Annotated in this window: 20 protein-coding genes; 15 read left to right on the top strand and 5 right to left on the bottom strand. The window is 71.4% G+C overall.

Annotated elements, in window-relative coordinates; translation table 11 throughout:
• Nucleotides 1-268 precede the first annotated feature (268 nt).
• The 3 genes from OG430_RS11425 (at nucleotide 269) to OG430_RS11415 (ending at nucleotide 2469) form a co-directional block, all read left to right on the top strand.
• Complete coding sequence (locus OG430_RS11425) at nucleotides 269-931, top strand: response regulator transcription factor (RefSeq protein ID WP_327352344.1); 663 nt, start codon at nucleotides 269-271, stop codon at nucleotides 929-931.
• Nucleotides 932-1044: 113 nt separating this feature from the next.
• Nucleotides 1045-1908: an MEDS domain-containing protein gene (locus OG430_RS11420; RefSeq protein ID WP_327352343.1), complete on the top strand. Its 864-nt coding sequence runs from the start codon at nucleotides 1045-1047 to the stop codon at nucleotides 1906-1908.
• Between the two features lie 6 nt (nucleotides 1909-1914).
• Nucleotides 1915-2469, top strand: a complete 555-nt coding sequence (locus OG430_RS11415) for an ATP-binding protein (RefSeq protein WP_327352342.1) — start codon at nucleotides 1915-1917, stop codon at nucleotides 2467-2469.
• 60 nt (nucleotides 2470-2529) lie between these two features.
• Here the strand turns inward: OG430_RS11415 and OG430_RS11410 are convergent, their stop codons facing one another.
• Complete coding sequence (locus OG430_RS11410; protein WP_327352341.1) at nucleotides 2530-3045, bottom strand: GyrI-like domain-containing protein; 516 nt, start codon at nucleotides 3043-3045, stop codon at nucleotides 2530-2532.
• A gap of 104 nt (nucleotides 3046-3149) precedes the next feature.
• Here OG430_RS11410 and OG430_RS11405 point away from each other — a divergent pair, with 104 nt between their 5' ends.
• Together OG430_RS11405 and OG430_RS11400 are read left to right on the top strand one after the other, a co-directional pair.
• Nucleotides 3150-4169, top strand: coding sequence for a hypothetical protein (locus OG430_RS11405; protein WP_327352340.1), 1020 nt, complete (start codon nucleotides 3150-3152; stop codon nucleotides 4167-4169).
• A complete protein-coding gene (locus OG430_RS11400; protein WP_327352339.1) occupies nucleotides 4156-4569 on the top strand; it encodes a PaaI family thioesterase in 414 nt (137 codons plus the stop codon). The genes OG430_RS11405 and OG430_RS11400 overlap by 14 nt, the downstream gene beginning before the upstream one ends.
• A gap of 36 nt (nucleotides 4570-4605) precedes the next feature.
• Here the strand turns inward: OG430_RS11400 and OG430_RS11395 are convergent, their stop codons facing one another.
• From OG430_RS11395 to OG430_RS11380, 4 genes are all read right to left on the bottom strand, one after another.
• Nucleotides 4606-5610 carry a Gfo/Idh/MocA family protein gene (locus tag OG430_RS11395; RefSeq protein WP_327352338.1) on the bottom strand — a complete coding sequence of 335 codons (1005 nt, stop codon included), beginning with the start codon at nucleotides 5608-5610 and terminating at the stop codon, nucleotides 4606-4608.
• A gap of 82 nt (nucleotides 5611-5692) precedes the next feature.
• Complete coding sequence (locus OG430_RS11390; protein ID WP_327352337.1) at nucleotides 5693-6493, bottom strand: hypothetical protein; 801 nt, start codon at nucleotides 6491-6493, stop codon at nucleotides 5693-5695.
• Complete coding sequence (locus tag OG430_RS11385) at nucleotides 6477-7016, bottom strand: RNA polymerase sigma factor (protein WP_327352336.1); 540 nt, start codon at nucleotides 7014-7016, stop codon at nucleotides 6477-6479. The genes OG430_RS11390 and OG430_RS11385 overlap by 17 nt, the downstream gene beginning before the upstream one ends.
• A gap of 32 nt (nucleotides 7017-7048) precedes the next feature.
• Nucleotides 7049-7210: a hypothetical protein gene (locus OG430_RS11380; protein ID WP_327359499.1), complete on the bottom strand. Its 162-nt coding sequence runs from the start codon at nucleotides 7208-7210 to the stop codon at nucleotides 7049-7051.
• Between the two features lie 490 nt (nucleotides 7211-7700).
• Here OG430_RS11380 and OG430_RS11375 point away from each other — a divergent pair, with 490 nt between their 5' ends.
• The 10 genes from OG430_RS11375 (at nucleotide 7701) to OG430_RS11330 (ending at nucleotide 18740) form a co-directional block, all read left to right on the top strand.
• Nucleotides 7701-8171: a hypothetical protein gene (locus tag OG430_RS11375; protein WP_327352335.1), complete on the top strand. Its 471-nt coding sequence runs from the start codon at nucleotides 7701-7703 to the stop codon at nucleotides 8169-8171.
• A 146-nt stretch (nucleotides 8172-8317) separates the two neighbouring features.
• Entirely contained in the window at nucleotides 8318-8608 is a 291-nt protein-coding gene (locus OG430_RS11370; RefSeq protein WP_327352334.1) for a hypothetical protein, read from the top strand.
• Nucleotides 8609-8701: 93 nt separating this feature from the next.
• Nucleotides 8702-9493: a GntR family transcriptional regulator gene (locus OG430_RS11365; RefSeq protein ID WP_327352333.1), complete on the top strand. Its 792-nt coding sequence runs from the start codon at nucleotides 8702-8704 to the stop codon at nucleotides 9491-9493.
• A gap of 172 nt (nucleotides 9494-9665) precedes the next feature.
• Nucleotides 9666-10664, top strand: coding sequence for a sugar ABC transporter substrate-binding protein (locus OG430_RS11360; RefSeq protein ID WP_327352332.1), 999 nt, complete (start codon nucleotides 9666-9668; stop codon nucleotides 10662-10664).
• 95 nt (nucleotides 10665-10759) lie between these two features.
• Entirely contained in the window at nucleotides 10760-11770 is a 1011-nt protein-coding gene (locus OG430_RS11355) for a substrate-binding domain-containing protein (protein ID WP_327359048.1), read from the top strand.
• The gene (locus OG430_RS11350) at nucleotides 11767-12828 is read left to right on the top strand and encodes an ABC transporter permease (RefSeq protein WP_327352331.1); all 1062 of its coding nucleotides are present in this window, start codon (nucleotides 11767-11769) and stop codon (nucleotides 12826-12828) included. Before OG430_RS11355 ends, OG430_RS11350 begins: the two co-directional genes overlap by 4 nt.
• Nucleotides 12795-13727, top strand: a complete 933-nt coding sequence (locus OG430_RS11345) for an ATP-binding cassette domain-containing protein (RefSeq protein ID WP_442816705.1) — start codon at nucleotides 12795-12797, stop codon at nucleotides 13725-13727. Before OG430_RS11350 ends, OG430_RS11345 begins: the two co-directional genes overlap by 34 nt.
• 282 nt (nucleotides 13728-14009) lie before the next feature.
• Complete coding sequence (locus tag OG430_RS11340; protein WP_327352329.1) at nucleotides 14010-15167, top strand: ROK family glucokinase; 1158 nt, start codon at nucleotides 14010-14012, stop codon at nucleotides 15165-15167.
• Nucleotides 15164-15760 (top strand): sugar kinase, encoded by a 597-nt coding sequence (locus tag OG430_RS11335; protein WP_327352328.1) that lies wholly within the window; start codon nucleotides 15164-15166, stop codon nucleotides 15758-15760. Before OG430_RS11340 ends, OG430_RS11335 begins: the two co-directional genes overlap by 4 nt.
• Nucleotides 15761-15938: 178 nt before the next feature.
• Nucleotides 15939-18740 carry a DEAD/DEAH box helicase gene (locus tag OG430_RS11330; protein WP_327352327.1) on the top strand — a complete coding sequence of 934 codons (2802 nt, stop codon included), beginning with the start codon at nucleotides 15939-15941 and terminating at the stop codon, nucleotides 18738-18740.
• Nucleotides 18741-19068: the final 328 nt, after the last annotated feature.

Raw genomic sequence — 19068 nt, 5'->3', positions numbered from 1 at the left:
GCCGGAAATACAAAAGTGCTCCCACCGGCATGGAATGTCGATGGGGGCACTTGAAGTTTTGGGAACCACAACTGCAACTGAGTCGACAGTAGCACGGCGCGATCGACTTTATGTGGCGGATAATTCGGCTCAGCCGGTCGGACAAGAAACTCTCACAGCGTGTGGCTTCGATATCTGTTTTCGCTGTAACAGATATGTTCACGCCAGGACCCGCAGTGCCGCGGGGGCGGGTGCGGTCCGTGGTTCGTCGGCTGGCTACCGTTTGCGCATGACTGCGATCCGGCTGCTCCTCGTCGACGACGATCCACTGGTCCGCGCGGGCCTCTCCTTGATGATGGGCGGCGCGGACGACATCGAGATCGTCGGTGAGGCCTCCGACGGCTCAGAGGTGCCCGAGTTGGTGGACCGTACCCGTCCCGACGTCGTACTGATGGACATCCGGATGCCGTCGATCGACGGCATCACCGCCACCGCGCGGCTGCGCGCCCGCAAGGACGCCCCCGAGGTCGTCGTCCTCACCACCTTCCATGCCGATGAGCAGGTCCTGCGGGCGCTGCGCGCGGGCGCCGCCGGGTTCGTGCTCAAGGACACCCCGCCCGCCCAGATCGTCGACGCAGTACGCCGCGTCGCGGCCGGCGATCCGGTGCTGTCGCCGACCGTCACGCGCCAGTTGATGTCCCATGCGGCGGGCGCCGAGCCGGACACCCGGCAGGTGACGGCACGTACCAGGACCGACGCTCTGAACCCGCGCGAGCGCGATGTGGCGGTGGCGGTCGGCCGGGGCCTGGCGAATGCCGAGATCGCGGCCGAGCTGTATATGAGCGTGGCCACGGTCAAGGCGCACGTCTCGCGCATCCTGACCAAACTCGATCTCAACAACCGGGTCCAGATCGCCCTGTTGGCCCACGACGCGGGACTCCTGGACGGTTAGGGTCCGCCCCGAACAGGCAGAAGTGGTCCCCAGTTGATCGAAGCCGGGGCGACTTCAGGCAACATCGGTCACCGATGGCTCGCGCCGCAGCGCGGCCCCTACGTTCGATGACCATGAGCAGCAGTTCCGCAGCAGGCACGCTCTCGGTCACCCGGGTGACCGCCGGCGACCACGCCTGCCTGGGCTTCGACGACGACGAGGCCCGCTGGGAGATCCGGGCCACGTACGCCGACATCGGCCTCGCCCGTGGCGAGCGGGTCATGTTCTTCACCGACCCGGCCACCACCGCCGCCGTCGCGGCCGAGCAGCTCGCCGCCTGCGGGCTGCCGGCCGAGGAGGCGATCGCGGCCGGACGCCTCGTCGTGATCAATGAGGTGCCGGGGTACGACCCGGAGTCCGGGTTCGACCCCGTCGCGCGCGCCCAGACCTGGGTCGAGGTCACCAACAGCGCCCGCCGAGAAGGCTTTTCGGGTGTCCGGGCCCTCGGTGACATGGGCTGGGCGGCCGACCCGGGCGTCGACCACGACCTGCTCGTCGACTACGAGGCCGGGCTCACCCCGCTCTTCGCCGACATCGGGTTCACGGCCATCTGTGAGTACGACCGGCGCGCCTTCGACGACGCGCTGATCGACCGGATGTGCGTCGCCCACCCCAAGCGGGTCCTGCACCGGCTCGGCGCCCTGGACATCAGCCGCACCGACGACGGCCTGCGCCTCGCGGGGGACGCCGACCTCGCCACCCGCGACGCGTTCGACACGGCGCTCCACGCGGTCCTTCGCGTCCCCGGCGCGGCCACTGTGCTCGACCTCACCGAGCTGTGTTTCCTCGACGCGCACAGCGCCGGCCTGCTGGTCCGGCTCGCCGTCGGCCTCCCGGAGGCCCGGCAGGTCGAGGTCCGCTGCCGGCCGCTGCAGGCCAAGGTCCTGCGGCTGTGCGGAGCGACGCAGGTCCCGCAACTCGTCCTGGGCGAAGGGTGATCCGGCATGGAAATCCTCCGGCGCGACAGCGACAGCGGCAGCGACAGCGACAGCGAGAGCGGCCGTGCCGGCGACAGAGACCGTGCCGGCAGCAGTGACCGTGCCGGCAACAGGCATGGCGCGGGCGGTCACCCTCCTGGCGCCAACGGCTCTCCGGTTCCCGCGCCGCGAGGCGTGACGGCCCTGCTCGAACTCCCCTTCGTGGCCGCCGACTTGGCGCTGCTGCGGCATCTGGTGAGTCGGCGCTCCGAGGACGCCGGGCTCAGCGACCCCCGGCTCAGCGACTTCGTGCTCGCCGTGCACGAGGTGGCGAGCAACGCCATCGTGCACGGCGGGGGCAAGGGCCGCATCCTGCTCGACCGGGCGGACGGCGGCCTGCGTTGCAGCATCGCCGACCAAGGGCCGGGCTTCACCGCCCCGACCCCGCCCGGGAGCCTGCCCGCCGCCGACGAGGCCGAGCACGGCCGTGGCCTGTGGCTGGCCCGCGCCCTCGCCGACCGGTTCGAGGTCGTGGTGGACGCGGCCGGGACCACGGTGACGCTGGTGGCGCATCTCAGCTGAGCGGCCGGACGGCCCACTGCGGCGCGGGCCCCCAGCCCGCGCAGCCCCCGAACCCAGGACCTAGTCCCGCAGCCGAAACGCCAACTCCGTCTCCCACTTGTGCAGATCGGGCTCTCTCCGCGGATCCGTCTTGTAGCTCTCGAGCCGGCACCCCCACACCTCACCGGCCGCCGACTGCGTCATGTCGAGTTCCAGACCCTTGGCATGCGCCCACTTCAGCGCGGTCCTCGCCACCCCGGCCAGCTCGTCCGGGTGTCCCACATGGGTGAGGGCCACATAGCGTCCGCCCGGCAGCGTTCCTGCGAACAGATCGGTGCCGCCGGTCCCGTCGAGGCGCACCCGCTCGTCGACCGGCACCCCCGCCACCACCTCGAAGTCCCGCTCCTGGTCGGACGGATCGATGACGTCGTACTTGAAGAAGGGCCCGTCCGCCGGCGCGACCCCGCGCTCCGCCAGCCAACCCACGATCTCCGGGAGCCGGTCCGCGAGCTGCCCGAACGTCGTCCAGGTGACCTTGCCCCGGACCCCCACGAAGGGCTGCTCCGGGCGCTCCACGATCCTTGGTTGTGTCGCCATGCCCCGATCCTGCCGGGGCAGGGTCCCGCACGCACCCGGACGGCGACAGGTCAGGCCATGCGCCCACCGGCCGGTGGACGACGGGCCGCGCGGAGAGGGGCACGATGGGGCAGCGTACGAACTACGTCCTGGTCGAGGGCGGCGGCTGGCGGCTCCACTACTCCCACTGGGGTGCGAACCGCCTCGACGTCGACCTGCTCGACGGCCCGGCGAGCACGACGCGGTTCATCCGCGCCCAGCACGAGGTCGAGCGGGACGACTGGCTCGACGACGTGTGGTGCGAGGGCGCGGCCCTGGTCGACCACGACGCGCGGCAGCTGCTCCTGTTCACCATCCATCTGGACGGCTTCGCCCACCGGACCGCCCTGCTCGCCGTGCTGGCCCGCACCTGGCCGGGGTGGGAGATCCGCTGGGCGTACGACGGTCTGGAGGACATCGCGGCCCACGTGGGCGTGGACCGGGCCGTCGTACGCACCGCCGGCGACGGTCCGGGCGGCGGATCGGCCGCCGGACCACGGGACATGGGCCCGCTCGCCCCCGCCGAGCCGGACGAGCACGACTTCGCGGTCTCGCTCTCCGTGGTTGACGAGCAGGGTGCGCGGGGCTACGCCCTGTGGGTGGAGTCCGTGCTCGACCTCCTCCACCGGGGCCCCGGGCTCGTGCGGGAGGTGCCCCGGGAGGCCCGGCTGCGCGAGTTCGGCGCCGTTCCGCAGTGCGGCGTCCACGTCGACCGGGTGCGCCGCACCGTCGCGGCCTGGACCGGCGAGAACCTGGAGGGGCAGGCGGGGGCCCGCGCCCTGCCCGGCTGGGACGGCTGGCGGTGGACGTTCTGGCAGGACGAGTACGCGGCCCAGGAGCGGGCCTCGGCCGGTGCCGTGGTCTTCCCGGCCGTCGATCTGGCAGGCGCCGTACGGGAGTTGACGCAGCGCTTCGACCGGCTCGCGGACAAGGACCCGGTGGCGTCCTTCCGCGCGGTGCACGAGAAGATCCTTCAGCAGGACCCCGGAGCCCGGCCCTCACCCTGGACCGAGGCCCACACCGTCACCGGCCCGCTCCCCGGGGAGCGGGCCGCACTGCGCGCGGTACTGGCCGCGCTGGGAGGCGTACCCGATGACCGGACTTGATCTCTCCACCGCCGAACAGGCCCTGGACGCCCAGCCGTTCAGCCGTCTGCTCAAGGCCCGCATCACCGCCTTCGGCGACCGCGGCGCCACCCTCGAGGTCGACATCCGCACGGAACTCCTGCAGCAGAACGGCTTCCTGCACGGCGGAGTCCTGTCGTACGCGGCCGACAACGCCCTCACCTTCGCCGCCGGGGCCGTCCTCGGCCCGGCCGTGCTCACCTCCGGCTTCTCCATCCAGTACGTGCGCCCCGCGCAGGGCGCCACCCTGATCGCCCGTGCCGAAGTGGTGCACGGCGGACGCCGGCAGGCAGTGGTCCGCTGCGACCTCGTCACCGACGACGGCTCGGGAACCGAGACCCTGTGCGCGGTGGCCCAGGGGACGGTGCTCACCGCGGGGTAGGGGCGATGCTCAGGAACGTACCGGCGGACCTGCCCCTCACCCTCCGGCGATCTCCTCGAGCCGCACCGAACGCCCCTCCCGCCGCGAGAGTTCGCACGCCTCCGCGATCCGCAGCGCCTGCAGCGCCTCGCGGCCGTCGCAGGGGTTGTCCCGCTCGCCGCGCACCAGCTCGACGAACGCCGCGAGCTCCGCCTCGTAGGCGGGCGCGAACCGTTCCAGGAACCCGGTCCACGGCTTGTCCGGGCGGGCCGGCCCCGTCGGCTCGACGGAGGCGACCGGCGTCCGCTCGTCCCAGCCCACGCCCACCTGGTCCAGATCTCCCGCGAGCTCCATCCGCACGTCGTACCCCGCGCCGTTGCACCGCGTGGCCGTGGCCGTGGCGAGCAGCCCGCCCTCCAAAGTGAGCAGCACCGCGGCCGTGTCCACGTCGTCGGCCTCGCGGAACATCGCGGGCCCCGCGTCCGACCCGGCCGCGCACACCTCGACCACCTCGCGCCCGGTCACCCAGCGCAGCATGTCGAAGTCGTGCACCAGGCAGTCCCGGTAGAGCCCCCCGGACAGCGGCAGATACCCGGCCGGCGGCGGCGCCGGGTCCGAGGAGTTCGCCCGCACCGTGTGCAGCCGCCCCAGTCGCCCGGAGCGCACCGCGGCCCGCGCGGCCGCGTACCCCGCGTCGAACCGCCGCTGAAAGCCCAGTTGGAGGATCGACCCCGCAGCCTCCACCTCGCCGAGCGCCGTCAGCGTACCCGCCAGATCGAGGGCGATCGGCTTCTCGCAGAACGTCGGGAGGCCGGCCCGCGCGGCCCGCCCGATCAGCTCGGCATGCGCCGCCGTGGCCGCGGTGATCACCACCGCGTCGAGCCCGGCGGAGAACACCTCCGCCACGCTCCCGACCGCCGTCGCCCCCACTCGCCGTGCGAGCTCCGCGGCCCGTTCCGCCTCCGCGTCGGCGACGACGAGCGCCTCCACCGCCGGGTGCCGCTCCAGCGTCGCGGCGTGAAAAGAACCGATGCGGCCTGTCCCGATGAGTCCGATACGCATGCACCCCAACCTCGCATCGAGGACCGCGGCTGTCCAGGGTTTGTCCTGACAATCGAACCTGAGAGGTAGGAGGTCTCCCTGCTCAGGCGCGATGCGAGGGCGCGGGCGCGACGGTGTTGTCCGTACGCCTGGTCCACCGGGCCCAGGCGGCTCCGCGTCGGCGCTCGGGTAGGGGTGTGGGCCTGCCCCGGTAGGCCGGGAGCCGGCCGGTGGGCGGGGTGGTGAGGGCGTGGATGCGGTCGGTGAAGTCCTCGTCGGGCAGCGGCAGGTCGAGGTCGTCGTCGACGAAGGTGACGGCGGCGGGAACGTACCCGAGCACGGCGTGCACGGGTTCGGGGACGCGGGCGTCGTCCGGTTTCAGGGCGCGCAGCAGCCTCAGTGCGGTGGCGACGTCGACGGTGTCCCAGTCGGTCTGCCGGGCGATCTCGTGGCTCTGGGTGTGCCACCAGTGGGCGACGTGGTCCTCGCCGAGCGCGCGGTGGTGGAGGTAGAGGCAGTAGGTGGCGGCGTAGTCGCCCGCGCCGGCCGCGTACTGCCACCAGAAGCGCGCGGATTCCGTGCGTTCGGCCAGTTGCAGCAGGCAGCCGAGGACCCGGGCGCCGATCGGTTCGGGCAGCGCACGGGCGAGGAACCGGCGGAGGCTGGTCAGCGACAGCGGTTGGGCCACCAGGGTCTCGCAGAGCGTGGTGAGGTCCTGCCAGGCGGGGTGCGCGGCCGGCTGTACGCCCACCCCCTGCGTGGGGGGCGAGGGTGCGGGTGGACACGGGAGTGCCGCGCCGACGCGGCCCGCCAGACGGGCTTCGGCGGCGTCGATCTCCGCCTGGGCATAGGGCTGTTGGACCAGTTGGGCCCGGTCCAGGAGGCCGTCAATGTGCGACGTCATCGGGGTGTCCCTCCGTGGTGTCCGGGGCGGGGTGGGTCAGCAGCTGGTGCAGCCGGCGCTTTGCGTGGCGGGCGCTGGAGCGGACCGTGGCGGGACTTATGCCGAGTTCGTCGGCGACCTGGCGGACGCCGAGGTCGTGCAGGTAGAGGAGCATCATGATGTCCATCTGGCGCGAGGGGAGTTGCCGTACGGCGGCCATCAGCGCGCTGGATTCCTCGAACTGGCCTATCGGGTCGGCGGTGCCGAGCAGGGCAGCCGTCTCGAAGGCGGCCATCTCCAGGGGCAGTGCCCTGCGGCCGCGCCGGTAGACGTCGATGGTGTTGTTCCGCAGGACGGTCCAGGCGTACCCGGCCGGGTTCTCCGAGGAGAGCACCGCCGGCCATGCCTTGAGCAGCTGCTCGAAGGCGCCGTCGACGGCTTCCTCGGCGTCGGCCCGGTGGCCGAGGTAGCTGTGTGCCCAGCGGACGTAGGCGGGGCGGTGCATCTGGTGGAAGGCCGAGAAGTCCACCGGCAGGTGCGTCATGCGTGTGGTCTGGGTGTGCGGGGATCCGTGGCTCACTCCTGTACCTCGCCCCGGTCCGCGCGGCCCAGTTCGGTGACTCCGACGCGGACGCCGGCCGCGGCCGCGCGGCGCAGCAGCCGCAGCGCGTCCCGGCCGAAGACCCGGATCGCGAGTGCCGCGATCAGTACATCTCCTGCTAGCTCCACCATCGTCACGAGTGGTCGATCCCTCCGGTCTGGGCGAGGCCTGCCCCCTTGAAGACCTCGGGAGCGCCTGTGCGCCTCCGAACAGAAGACGTCGCTCAACTGCCAGATGTGCAACGGGAGTCGAAGAAATTCTCACGCACCGCACTGCTCTTGCTAAGCATCTTTGTTCACAGGTGGTCTTGTGTTCGTTTGCAGCCATGGCGCGCCACCCGGATGCTTCTTTGCGCCATGACCGATGACCAGGTGCCTCACCAGCTGGAACCTGATGCTCCGATTGGTTGCGCAAAATTTGCTGCAAGCCGGTCGGGCCTTATGTGTGACGCACGCCACACTAGAAGCTCGGCGCCTAATTTCACGCTCAGTAACATTCCGAGAATTCGATGGGCGGCTGCCCCCGTTGCCCGGGCGGGCCGGGGCGGCGTGCGCTTAGATCCTGCTCGAGGGGCCACATGGGCCCGGCGGCCGGGGGTGGGGACTCACCGGCTGCGTCCCGGACCAGGTGCGCCGCCAGGTCGAACTCGCCCGCACCAGCGTGGACTTCTTCATCACCCTGCTCTACGGCCACCTCGTGGTCATCGCCTCGGTGGCGTTCGCCCTGACCTCCGCCGACCGTGCCGACCGTCCGCTGCTGCTTGCCACCGTCGGAGTCCTCGGCCTAGGGCCTGTCCGGCGGATCTTCGCGGAAGAGCCCGCGGCGTCTGGTGCGTGCTCTCGGCGTGCGCCCGGATCGCCCTCGTACTGGACGTACTTGGGTGATTCGGGCGTGCGGCGAGAGTGCGTGCCAGGCGTCGTGGGCCCGCGAAGATCCGCCGGACAGGCCCTAGTGCTCCCCGACACCATCGACGCCGAGCGCAAGATGTGGACGATGGTCTCCCGGCTGTCCCGCATCCCGTACCACGAGCGGGCCTCGGCGCTGGACGCGTACCGGATCTCCGAGGTCGAGCCGGAGGCGGCGGGCGGGGTCGGCTAGGGCGCGCCAGAATCACGCGCCCCGCAGGGAATCCGTCGCGCGGCTTGCGCAACTCGCTTCTGCCGGTGCGGGGTTCAGGTGTCCGACTCTCCGCCGTGGGGTACGATCAACGTGATTTGAACCTGTTCAAAAAGGGGGACCACATCATGCTTGAGCCGACCGCACCCAGCCAGGCCGACGCACCTGCTGTCGCACTGGGCCCCACCGCACTCGTTCTCGGCGCGCCGTCCGCGCTGGGCGTCTGGGTGCCCGAGCTCGGATTCGCCGTACTGCCGCTGGTGTTCATCGCCGGAGCCCTCGCGGTCACCCTCGGCGCGGCGGGTATCCACTACGCCCGGCGCGGCATCGGCCGTGCGTGGATCGCGCTGACCGGGACCGTGCTCGGTGCCGTCGGATTCTTCGGCGTCGTCAGCCTCTTCTTGGCGCTCGGCGCGTGATTCCCGGGGGCGACGGCCGGTGGCTCCGGGGCTTGTCCTGACAATCGAACTTCAGGACTTCCCGTCATCATTTCCCGGGACTACGCTCCCCCCGTGCCCAAGCCAGCAGCGGACCAGCAGACAGCGGACCGGTCCGGTCCGGCGACCCGCTCCCTCCAGCTCGGCGTGGACCGCAGCAGTCCGGTCCCGCTCTACTTCCAGCTGTCCCAGCAGCTGGAGGCCGCGATCGAGCAGGGCCACCTCGCGCCGGGCAGCCTGCTCGGCAACGAGATCGAGCTGGCCGGCCGCCTCGGCCTGTCCCGCCCGACGGTCCGCCAGGCCATCCAGTCCCTGGTCGACAAGGGTCTCCTCGTACGTCGCCGGGGCGTGGGCACCCAGGTCGTGCACAGCCAGGTCAAGCGCCCCCTGGAGCTCAGCAGCCTCTACGACGACCTGGAGGCGGCCGGCCAGCGCCCCGCCACCCGGGTGCTGCACAACGCGGTCGAGCCCGCGTCCGCCGAGGTCGCCGCCGCCCTGGGGATCGCCGAGGGCGGCGACGTACACCGCATCGAGCGGCTGCGCCTGACCCACGACGAGCCCATGGCGTATCTGCGCAACCACCTCCCGCTCGGCCCGTTCACCCCGGACAGCGACCTGCTCGCGGCGACGGGCCTGTACCGCCTCATGCGTGCCTCGGGCATCACCCTGCACAGCGCACGCCAGACCGTCGGCGCCCGCGCCGCGTCGGCCGAGGAGGCCGAGGGGCTTGCCGAGGAGGCGGGGGCGCCGCTGCTCACGATGGCGCGGACGACGTTCGACGACACCGGCCGGGCGGTCGAATTCGGGTCCCACATCTACCGCGCGTCGCGCTATTCCTTCGAGTTCCAGCTGCTCGTACGCCCGTGAAGCCCGAGGGCGTACGTCCCTGAAGCCCGCCGCGCAGCACCAGTTGGGGACGTATCCATAACGAAGTCAGAATGTTCTGACAAGCCGGGGCCAAGGCATTGACCGATCCACCCGCCCGCCGCTAGAACCGGTCCAGCCGCACCGGGCGGCGAGGAGATGGGGTGGGTCCACCATGCGTACAGCCCGCAGGGCAACAGTCGTCACGGCCTGCATAGCGGCGCTCGCACTCGCCGCCGGCTGCAGCAGCTCGGGCGGCAAGGGCTCCGAGGAGAAGCCGGACAACACCTCGGGCGGTGGCGAGGTCTCCGGGCCCCGGCTGAAGATCGCGATGGTCACCCACGCCGGCAAGAGCGACGCCTTCTGGGACATCGTCCAGAGCGGAGCCAAGAAGGCCGCCGCCAAGGACAACGTCGAGTTCCTGTACGCCAGCAACGACCAGGTACAGGAGCAGGCCCAACTGGTCCAGTCGTACATCGACAAGAAGGTCGACGGGATCGTCGTCTCCCTCGCCAAGCCCGACGGCATGAGGGCCGTGCTCGGCAAGGCGAAGGCCGCGGGCATCCCGGTGATCACGATCAACTCGGGCGGCCAGTTCTCCAAGGAGTTCGGCGCGCTCAACCACATCGGCCAGGACGAGTCCGTGGCCGGCGAGGCGGTCGGCAGCGAGCTGCAGGCGCGCGGCAAGAAGAAGGCGCTCTGCGTCATCCACGAGCAGGGCAACATCTCGCTCGACGAGCGCTGCGACGGCATCAAGAAGACCTTCAAGGGCGACGTCGAGAAGGTGAACGTCCCCGGCACCGACATGCCCCAGACCCAGTCCCAGATCGCGGCGAAGCTGCAGGCCACAGAGGACATCGACGCGATCGTGACCCTGAATGCGGGAATCGCCGAGGCCGCGATCAAGGCCAAGGACGACTCCGGCAGCAAGGCCGAGGTCTCCACCTTCGACCTGAACGAAGCCGTCACCGAGCAGCTGAAGTCCAAGGCGATCGCCTTCGCCGTCGACCAGCAGCCCTACCTGCAGGGCTACCTCGCCGTCGACGGTCTGTGGCTCTACAAGACCAACGCGAACATCATCGGCGGCGGCAAGCAGGTCCTCACCGGACCGGCGATCGTCACCGAGAAGGATGTGCCCCAGCTTGAGAAGCTGACCAAGAACGGCACCCGATGACCGCTTGGCAGATCACCGTGTCCGATACTTGGGCGTTCGGGATCGCGCATGCGGTTCCGGCGCACCGAGTACGGCAGCAAGAAGGGCACGGCTTCGTGGCAAGGGTTCGGACCTGGGTGGGCATCGCGATGGCGGCGGTGCTCGGAGCATCGATCACGGGATGCAGCAGCACGGGCGGCAAGCGCGCCGAGGACGCCCGCAAGGCGGCGCAGGCCCAGGCGCAGGGGCAGTCCGCGGTGAACACGCCCAAGTGGACCTTCGCCATGGTCACCCACTCGGGCGATGGCGACAGCTTCTGGGACATCGTGCAGAGCGGCGCCCAGCAGGCCGCGAACAAGGACAACATCAACTTCCTGTACGCCCATGACGACCAAGCTCAGCAGCAGGCCCAGCTGGTCCAGTCGTACATCGACAAGAAGGTCGACGGCCTGGTCGTCACCCTCGCCAAGCCCGACGCGATGAAGGACGTCCTGGCCAACGCCAAGAAGGCCGGCATCCCGGTGATCACCGTGAACTCCGGCTCGGCCGAGTCCAAGGAGTTCGGCGCCCTGAGCCACATCGGCCAGGACGAGACCATCGCGGGCGAGGCGGTCGGCGACGAGCTCAACAAGCGCGGCAGGAAGAAGGCGGTCTGCGTCCTGCACGAGCAGGGCAACGTCGGCCACGAGCAGCGCTGCGCCGGCGCCAAGAAGACCTTCAAGGGCGAGCTGCAGAACCTGTACGTCGACGGCACCAACATGCCCGACGTACAGGCCGGCATCGGCGCCAAGCTCCAGGCGGACACCGGCATCGACACGGTCGTCACCCTGGGCGCCCCCTTCGCGGACGCCGCGGCCAAGGCCAAGAAGGACGCGGGCAGCGACGCGGAGGTCGACACCTTCGACCTGAACTCGGACGTCGCGCAGGGCCTCAAGGACAAGACGTACGGCTTCGCGGTCGACCAGCAGCCGTACCTCCAGGGCTACGAGGCGATCGACCTGCTGTGGCTCTACCGCTACAACGCCGACGTACTCGGCGGCGGCCGCCCGGTCCTGACCGGCCCGCAGATCATCACGGGCAAGGACGCCGACGAGCTCCTCGCCTACACGGACCGGGGGACCCGATGACAGCGACCGCCCCGGCACCGGCCCCCACGCCCGGCAAGACGACCGACGAACGCCTCCTGCAGACCTCCCTGTGGCGCAAGCTGCTCGCCCGGCCGGAGCTGGGCGCGGTGATGGGCGCCGTCGCCGTCTTCGTCTTCTTCTCCTTCGCCGCGGACAGCTTCCTGCGCCCCGCGAGCCTCAGCACCGTCCTGTACGCGGCCTCGACGCTCGGCATCATGGCGGTGCCGGTGGCCCTGCTGATGATCGGCGGCGAGTTCGACCTGTCGGCCGGTGTGCTGGTCACCAGCTCGGCGCTGACCTCGTCGATGTTCAGCTACCAGATGACCGCGAACGTCTGGGTGGGCGTCTTCGTCTCACTCCTGGTCACGCTCGCCATCGGCGTCTTCAACGGCTTCATGCTGACCCGTACCAAACTGCCGAGCTTCATCGTCACCCTCGGCACGTTCCTGATGCTGACCGGCCTGAACCTCGGCCTCACCAAGCTCATCAGCGGCACCGTGCAGACGAAGTCGATCGCCGACATGCAGGGTTTCTCCTCGGCCGAGAAGGTCTTCGCCTCCGAGATCTCCATCGGCGGCGTCGACTTCAAGATCACGATCCTGTGGTGGCTGGCCCTGGTCGCCGTCGCCACCTGGATCCTGCTGCGCACCCGCTGGGGCAACTGGATCTTCGCGGTGGGCGGCAACGGCGACGCCGCGCGCGCCGTCGGCGTCCCCGTCACCAAGACCCGGATCGGCCTCTACATGGCCGTCGCGTTCGGCGCCTGGATCGCGGGCCAGCACCTGCTGTTCTCGTTCGCCAGGGTCCAGTCCGGCGAGGGCGTCGGCAACGAGCTGATCTACATCGTCGCGGCCGTCATCGGCGGCTGCCTCATCACCGGCGGCTACGGTTCGGCGATCGGCTCCGCCTTCGGCGCGCTGATCTTCGGCATGGTCAGCAAGGGCATCGTCTTCGCCGAGTGGAACGCCGACTGGTACAAGTTCTTCCTCGGAGCGATGCTGCTCCTCGCGACCCTGCTCAACCACTGGGTGCGCAAGCGTGCGGAGGCCACCAAATGACGACCCCCTCCAAGGACGCCCAGGACGCGCAGGACGTGCAGGGCGCGCAGGACGTGCAGGACCAGGGCGCGCCGCTCATCGAGCTGGATGACGTCAGTAAGTACTACGGCAACATCCGCGCCCTGGAGGGCGTCTCGCTCAAGGTGCACGCGGGCGAGGTCACCTGCGTACTCGGTGACAACGGCGCGGGCAAGTCCACCCTCATCAAGATCATCGCGGGTCTGCACCAGCACGACGCGGGCACTTTCCGCATCGAGGGAGCCGAGACGCGTCTCGCCAACCCGCGCGACGCCCTGGACCGCGGCATCGCCACGGTCTACCAGGACCTCGCGGTCGTCCCGCTGATGCCGGTCTGGCGGAACTTCTTCCTCGGCTCCGAGCCGACGCGCGGGGCGGGCCCCTTCAAGCGCCTCGACGTCGAGACGATGCGCCGCACCACGCGCGAGGAACTTCTGCGCATGGGCATCGACCTGCGCGACGTCGACCAGCCCATCGGCACCCTGTCCGGCGGCGAGCGCCAGTGCGTGGCGATCGCCCGCGCGGTCTACTTCGGCGCCAAGGTCCTCGTCCTGGACGAGCCCACGGCCGCGCTCGGCGTCAAGCAGTCGGGCGTGGTCCTCAAGTACGTCGCAGCCGCCCGGGACGCGGGTCTCGGCGTGGTCCTGATCACACACAACCCGCACCACGCCTACCTGGTCGGCGACCGCTTCGTCCTCCTCAAGCGCGGCACGATGGCCGGCAGTCACCTCAGGTCGGAGATCGGCCTCGACGAGCTGACGCGGCAGATGGCGGGCGGCTCCGAGCTGGAGGAGCTGAGCCACGAGCTGGAGCGGGCGCCGGTACCGCCGCTGCCCGGCGAAGCCAGTGCTGCGGGCAAGTCCGGTCCGGCCGGGGGCTGAGTCAGCACAGTCCTTCCAGCGGTCGGGCCAAAATCAGCCCCTCCGGCGTTTGAGGAGCGGGGGTCCGGGGGCGGAGCCCCCGTGGCCTCCGGCTGGTCGGGCCACACTCACCCCTCCAACATTCGGGCCAAAATCAGCCCCTCCGGCGTTTGAGGAGCGGGGGCCCGGGGGCGGAGCCCCCGTGACCTCAGCCCCGGCGGGGCACGACCAGAACGCCGAGCCGGGCCACGGCAGGGCAAGCCGCAATGCACCCCCGGCCAGGGTTAAGGCAGAATCGGCCCGATGAGCACCTACCGCGATCTGGCCCACCGCGGCTCCGCACGGGCCACGGTCCTGCGCACCGTCGGCACGCGCGAACGCCGCTCGCACCTCACCGCCCCCCGCGTGCCCACCGTCGGCATCGACATCGGCGGTACGAAGGTGATGGCGGGCGTGGTCGACGCGGACGGCAACATCCTGGAGAAGCTCCGCACGGAGACCCCGGACAAGTCCAAGAGCCCCAAGGTCGTCGAGGACACCATCTGCGAGCTGGTCCTCGACCTCTCCGACCGGCACGACGTGCACGCGGTCGGCATCGGCGCCGCGGGCTGGGTCGACGCCGACCGCAACCGCGTCCTCTTCGCCCCGCACCTCTCCTGGCGCAACGAACCCCTGCGGGACTCCCTCCAGTCCCGCCTCGCCGTCCCGGTCATGGTCGACAACGACGCCAACACCGCAGCCTGGGCCGAGTGGCGCTTCGGCGCCGGCCGGGGCGAGGACCACCTGGTCATGATCACGCTCGGCACCGGAATCGGCGGCGCCATCCTGGAGGACGGCCAGGTCAAGCGCGGCAAGTTCGGCGTCGCGGGCGAGTTCGGCCATATGCAGGTCGTCCCCGGCGGCCACCGCTGCCCGTGCGGCAACCGCGGCTGCTGGGAGCAGTACAGCTCGGGCAACGCCCTGGTCCGCGAGGCCCGCGAACTCGCCGCCGCCGACTCCCCGGTCGCGTACAACATCATCGAACGCGTACAGGGCCACATCCCGGACATCACCGGCCCCCTCATCACCCAGCTGGCCCGCGAGGGCGACGCGATGTGCGTCGAGCTCCTTCAGGACATCGGCCAGTGGCTCGGCGTCGGCATCGCCAACCTCGCCGCCGCCCTCGACCCGTCCTGCTTCGTCATCGGCGGCGGCGTCAGCGCCGCCGACGACCTGCTGATCGTGCCCGCGCGGGACGCGTTCCGCCGCCATCTCACGGGCCGCGGCTACCGCCCCGAGGCCCGCATCGCCAAGGCCCAGCTCGGCCCGGAGGCCGGCATGGTCGGCGCGGCCGATCTGGCCCGCCTTGTGGCCCGCCGCTTCCGCCGCGCCAACCGCCGCCGCGTGGAGCGCTACGAACGTTACGAGCGGTACGCCCAGGCCATCCGCACCAACCGCACCACCAGGGAAACCGACAAATGAACCCGCCCTCGTCGCCTTCCGTGCCCCGCCAGTCCCCGCCTCCGGACGAGCCGCCCCGGCAGCCCGCGGAGGACCGGAAGCACATGATCCGCCGCCGCTGGATCACCGCGATCATCATCGTGCTGCTGATCGGCGTGCCCGCGGGCTATCTCGCGATCTCGGCCGCGCAGAGCCGCGACAGCGGCCGCGACAAGGAGAAGAAGTACGCCGCGACCGGCCTCACCGAGGGCTGGCCGTCGAAGGTCCAGCGGCGCATCTACGAGGTGCCGATCCCCGGCTACTCCCTCAAGGTCGCCTACTACGAGACGAACAACTGGCGCACCAGCCGCCTGTACGTCCAGTTCTATACGAGCAACGAAGGCCTCGACCGGTTCCTGCAGCAGATCGGCGCGAACTCCGACGAGCTGGAGGACGGCAGGATCACCATCAGCGAGCGCGACCGCAAGGTCGTCGGCTGGGAGTTCTCGGGCCCCGGCCCCTGGTCGGGACTGATCCACGACAACCCCAACCCGCGCCCCACCCAGCACGTCACCGTCGACCGCTCCAACCCGCAGCACCCCATGGTGTACGTCGTCTCGACGGCGACGCCCTGATCGACCTGGCCGGTCCGACCAGCCTGACCCGACCGATCGGATCGACCGGACCGACCGGACCGACCGGACCAACCGGCCTGACCTGGGGAAACCTTCGATTGTCAGTGCCTCTCCGTACAGTCGTAGGCGTCTCATCCGCACGACGCGGACGCGAAGCCGAGGGGAGGCGGACCACCGTATGACCGAAGCACACACGGCGCTGACCCGGCTGCCGGCGGTCTTCCTGCCCGCGCCCCTGCCCAGGGACGGGCGGCTGGCCTTCTGGGATCCGGCCGGCGGGGAGCTGCCGGAGGCGGCCTCGGCCCGGCACGAGGAGCTGACGGTCGTACGTCGCCACGGCAGGGGCGTCCGCAGCGCATCCGTGCCCGCCCTCACCCTCCCCGTCGAGGACGCACTGCCCGTACTGCTCGCCGCGGCGCACCGCCCCGGCGCCCATCCGGCCACCGTCTGCTGGGGCGCGGCGGCCGGCCTCGCCCTGCACCTGGTGGCCCGCGGCCGACTGCTGCCCGGGCTCACGCCCGAAGACTGCGACGCCTGGCGGGCCGGACCCCTGGACGCTACGGACATCGCGCACCTGCGGGCGATCGCCGCCGCCCTTCCTTACGAGGGACACGCCACGCCCCTCCACGGCGTCAAGCCCCTCCAACTGCCCGAACCCGAAGCCCTGTTGCGTTCCTGCCTAGACGCGATCGCCGACACCCTGCCGCGCACGCCGGCTGCCGCGTTCGCCGCGGGGCGGCCGTTCGCGGCGCGGGACGCGGTGTGGCTGCCGGGCGCGCGGGACTGGGCGGCCGAGGCCGCGGCCGGGATGGACGCGGGCGTCCGCATCTCGCTCCGCCTCGACCTGTCGGGGTACGGCCTGTTCGACCGCACGGACGACGAGGAGCGCGCCGCGGGCGCCGCCGTCGTCCAGGTGCACAGCCTCGCCGACCCGACACTGGTCCTCGACGCGGCGGAGCTCTGGGCGGGCGAAGGAGATGCCACCTTCGGGCCGCGGGCCCGGGTGGACGCGGCCCTCGCGCTGCGCCGCGCCGCGCGCGTGTGGCCACCGCTGGAGCGGCTGGGCGAGCAGGACACCCCGGACGTACTGGCTCTGTCCGAGGGCGAGTTGTACGACCTCCTCGGTGTCGCCGCGAGCCGGCTCGGCGCGGCGGGGGTCGCCGTGCACTGGCCACGCGATCTGGCCCAGGACCTCAGCGCCACCGCGATCGTCCGGTCCGCACCCGGCTCCTCGACCGACGGCACCGGCTTCCTCGAAGCCGAGCAACTTCTGGAGTTCCGCTGGCAGTTGGCGCTCGGCGGGGACCCGCTCAGCGAGGCCGAGATGGACGCGCTCGCCGAGTCGCACCGCCCCATGGTGCGCCTGCGCGACCAGTGGGTCCTGGTCGACCCGGCCCTGGTCCGCAAGGCCCGCAAGCGCGAACTGGGCCTGCTCGACCCGGTCGACGCGCTGTCCACCGCGCTCACCGGCACCGCGGAGGTCGACGGCGAGACGGTCGAGGCGGTGCCCGTCGGCGCGCTCGCCGCGCTCCGCGACCGGCTCACCTCGGGCCTCGCCCCGGCCGAACCCCCACCGGGCCTCGACGCCCAGCTGCGCGACTACCAGCTGCGCGGCCTGGCCTGGCTCGACCAGATGACCTCACTCGGCCTCGGCGGCTGCCTCGCCGACGACATGGGCCTCGGCAAGACCATCACCGTCATCGCCCTCCACCTGCGCCGGGCCCGCCGCGAACCGACCCTCGTGGTCTGCCCGGCCTCCCTGCTCGGCAACTGGCAGCGGGAGGTGGCCCGTTTCGCCCCCGGCGTCCCCGTGCGCCGCTACCACGGCACGGACCGCACCCTGGAGGACCTCGACGGCGGCTTCGTCCTCACCACGTACGCCACGATGCGCGCCGGGGCTCCCCGCCTTGCCCAGCAGGCCTGGGGCATGGTCGTGGCCGACGAGGCCCAGCACGTGAAGAACCCCTTCTCGGCCACGGCCAAGGCCCTGCGCACGATCCCGACCCCGGCCCGAATCGCCCTCACCGGCACCCCCGTCGAGAACAACCTCTCCGAACTCTGGGCCCTGCTCGACTGGACCACCCCCGGCCTGCTCGGCCCGCTCAAGTCGTTCCGCTCCCGGCACGCGCGTTCGGTGGAGGGCGGCGAGGACGACGACGCGATCGCTCGCCTGGCCTCGCTGATCCGCCCGTTCCTCCTGCGCCGCAAGAAGTCCGACCCGGGGATCGTCCCCGAACTCCCGCCCAAGACGGAGACCGACCACCCGGTCCCGCTCACCCGCGAACAGGCCTCGCTGTACGAGGCGGTGGTCCGCGAGTCCCTGGTGGCGATCGAGATGGCCGACGGCATCGCCCGGCGCGGCCTCGTCCTGAAGCTGCTCGGCGCGCTCAAGCAGATCTGCAACCACCCGGCGCAGTACCTGAAGGAGGGCGAGACGGCCCGCCTGGAGGGGCGATCGGGCAAACTCGCCCTCCTCGACGAGCTGTTGGACACGATCCTCGCCGAGGACGGTTCCGCGCTGATCTTCACGCAGTACGTGGGGATGGCCCGCCTGATCGGCGCCCACCTCGCCGCCCGCGCGGTCCCTGCGGAGCTGCTGCACGGCGGCACACCGGTCGCCGAACGCGAACACCTGGTGGACCGCTTCCAGTCCGGCGCGACCCCGGTTCTCGTGCTCTCCCTGAAGGCGGCGGGCACCGGTCTGAACCTCACCCGCGCGGGCCACGTCATCCACTTCGACCGCTGGTGGAACCCCGCGGTCGAGGAGCAGGCCACGGACCGCGCGTACCGCATCGGCCAGACCCAGCCCGTCCAGGTCCACCGCCTCATCACCGAAGGCACGGTCGAGGACCGCATCGCCGACATGCTCACCGCCAAGCGGGCGTTGGCGGACGCGGTGCTCGGCTCCGGCGAGTCGGCCCTCACCGAACTGACCGACCGCGAGCTCTCCGACCTCATCTCGCTCCGGAGGCCGTCATGACCCAGAGCCCGGCGGACAAGGCCCGCGAGGCACTGCGGGCGGCCCGGCGGGCCCCTGCCGGGGACGACGCGGAGGCTCCTGCCGAGCCCCCGACGCCCGAAGCGGGGCCCAGTCGCCGCCCGGCCGACCTGGCCCGGGAGGCGTTGCGAGCGGCGCGGCGGGAGGCGCGTGGGGGCGGCGCTGGTGCCGATGCCGGCGGTGAGCCGGGGCTTGAGGCTGACTCAACGGGCCCTGCCCGCGAGGTGGTTGACGCTTCGACGGGTGCCTCCGGTGACCCGTCGGGGCGCGGAGGCCGCACCGCTGACCTTGGTGTGGTGGGGCTTGAGGG

Source organism: Streptomyces sp. NBC_01304 (assembly GCF_035975855.1).
In the GTDB taxonomy this organism is placed as follows: domain Bacteria; phylum Actinomycetota; class Actinomycetes; order Streptomycetales; family Streptomycetaceae; genus Streptomyces.
This window is presented reverse-complemented; position numbering and strand designations above follow the sequence as displayed.

Excerpts from the sequence above, each read along its gene's own strand:
- OG430_RS11340 (WP_327352329.1), top strand. The coding sequence starts at position 14,010 with ATGAGCACCTACCGCGATCTGGCCCACCGCGGCTCCGCACGGGCCACG.
- OG430_RS11400 (WP_327352339.1), top strand. The coding sequence starts at position 4,156 with ATGACCGGACTTGATCTCTCCACCGCCGAACAGGCCCTGGACGCCCAG.
- OG430_RS11420 (WP_327352343.1), top strand. The coding sequence starts at position 1,045 with ATGAGCAGCAGTTCCGCAGCAGGCACGCTCTCGGTCACCCGGGTGACC.
- OG430_RS11425 (WP_327352344.1), top strand. The coding sequence starts at position 269 with ATGACTGCGATCCGGCTGCTCCTCGTCGACGACGATCCACTGGTCCGC.
- OG430_RS11410 (WP_327352341.1), bottom strand. The coding sequence starts at position 3,045 with ATGGCGACACAACCAAGGATCGTGGAGCGCCCGGAGCAGCCCTTCGTG.
- OG430_RS11405 (WP_327352340.1), top strand. The coding sequence starts at position 3,150 with ATGGGGCAGCGTACGAACTACGTCCTGGTCGAGGGCGGCGGCTGGCGG.
- OG430_RS11330 (WP_327352327.1), top strand. The coding sequence starts at position 15,939 with ATGACCGAAGCACACACGGCGCTGACCCGGCTGCCGGCGGTCTTCCTG.
- OG430_RS11360 (WP_327352332.1), top strand. The coding sequence starts at position 9,666 with ATGCGTACAGCCCGCAGGGCAACAGTCGTCACGGCCTGCATAGCGGCG.
- OG430_RS11385 (WP_327352336.1), bottom strand. The coding sequence starts at position 7,016 with ATGACGCACCTGCCGGTGGACTTCTCGGCCTTCCACCAGATGCACCGC.
- OG430_RS11370 (WP_327352334.1), top strand. The coding sequence starts at position 8,318 with ATGCTTGAGCCGACCGCACCCAGCCAGGCCGACGCACCTGCTGTCGCA.
- OG430_RS11335 (WP_327352328.1), top strand. The coding sequence starts at position 15,164 with ATGAACCCGCCCTCGTCGCCTTCCGTGCCCCGCCAGTCCCCGCCTCCG.
- OG430_RS11395 (WP_327352338.1), bottom strand. The coding sequence starts at position 5,610 with ATGCGTATCGGACTCATCGGGACAGGCCGCATCGGTTCTTTTCACGCC.
- OG430_RS11350 (WP_327352331.1), top strand. The coding sequence starts at position 11,767 with ATGACAGCGACCGCCCCGGCACCGGCCCCCACGCCCGGCAAGACGACC.
- OG430_RS11415 (WP_327352342.1), top strand. The coding sequence starts at position 1,915 with ATGGAAATCCTCCGGCGCGACAGCGACAGCGGCAGCGACAGCGACAGC.
- OG430_RS11390 (WP_327352337.1), bottom strand. The coding sequence starts at position 6,493 with ATGACGTCGCACATTGACGGCCTCCTGGACCGGGCCCAACTGGTCCAA.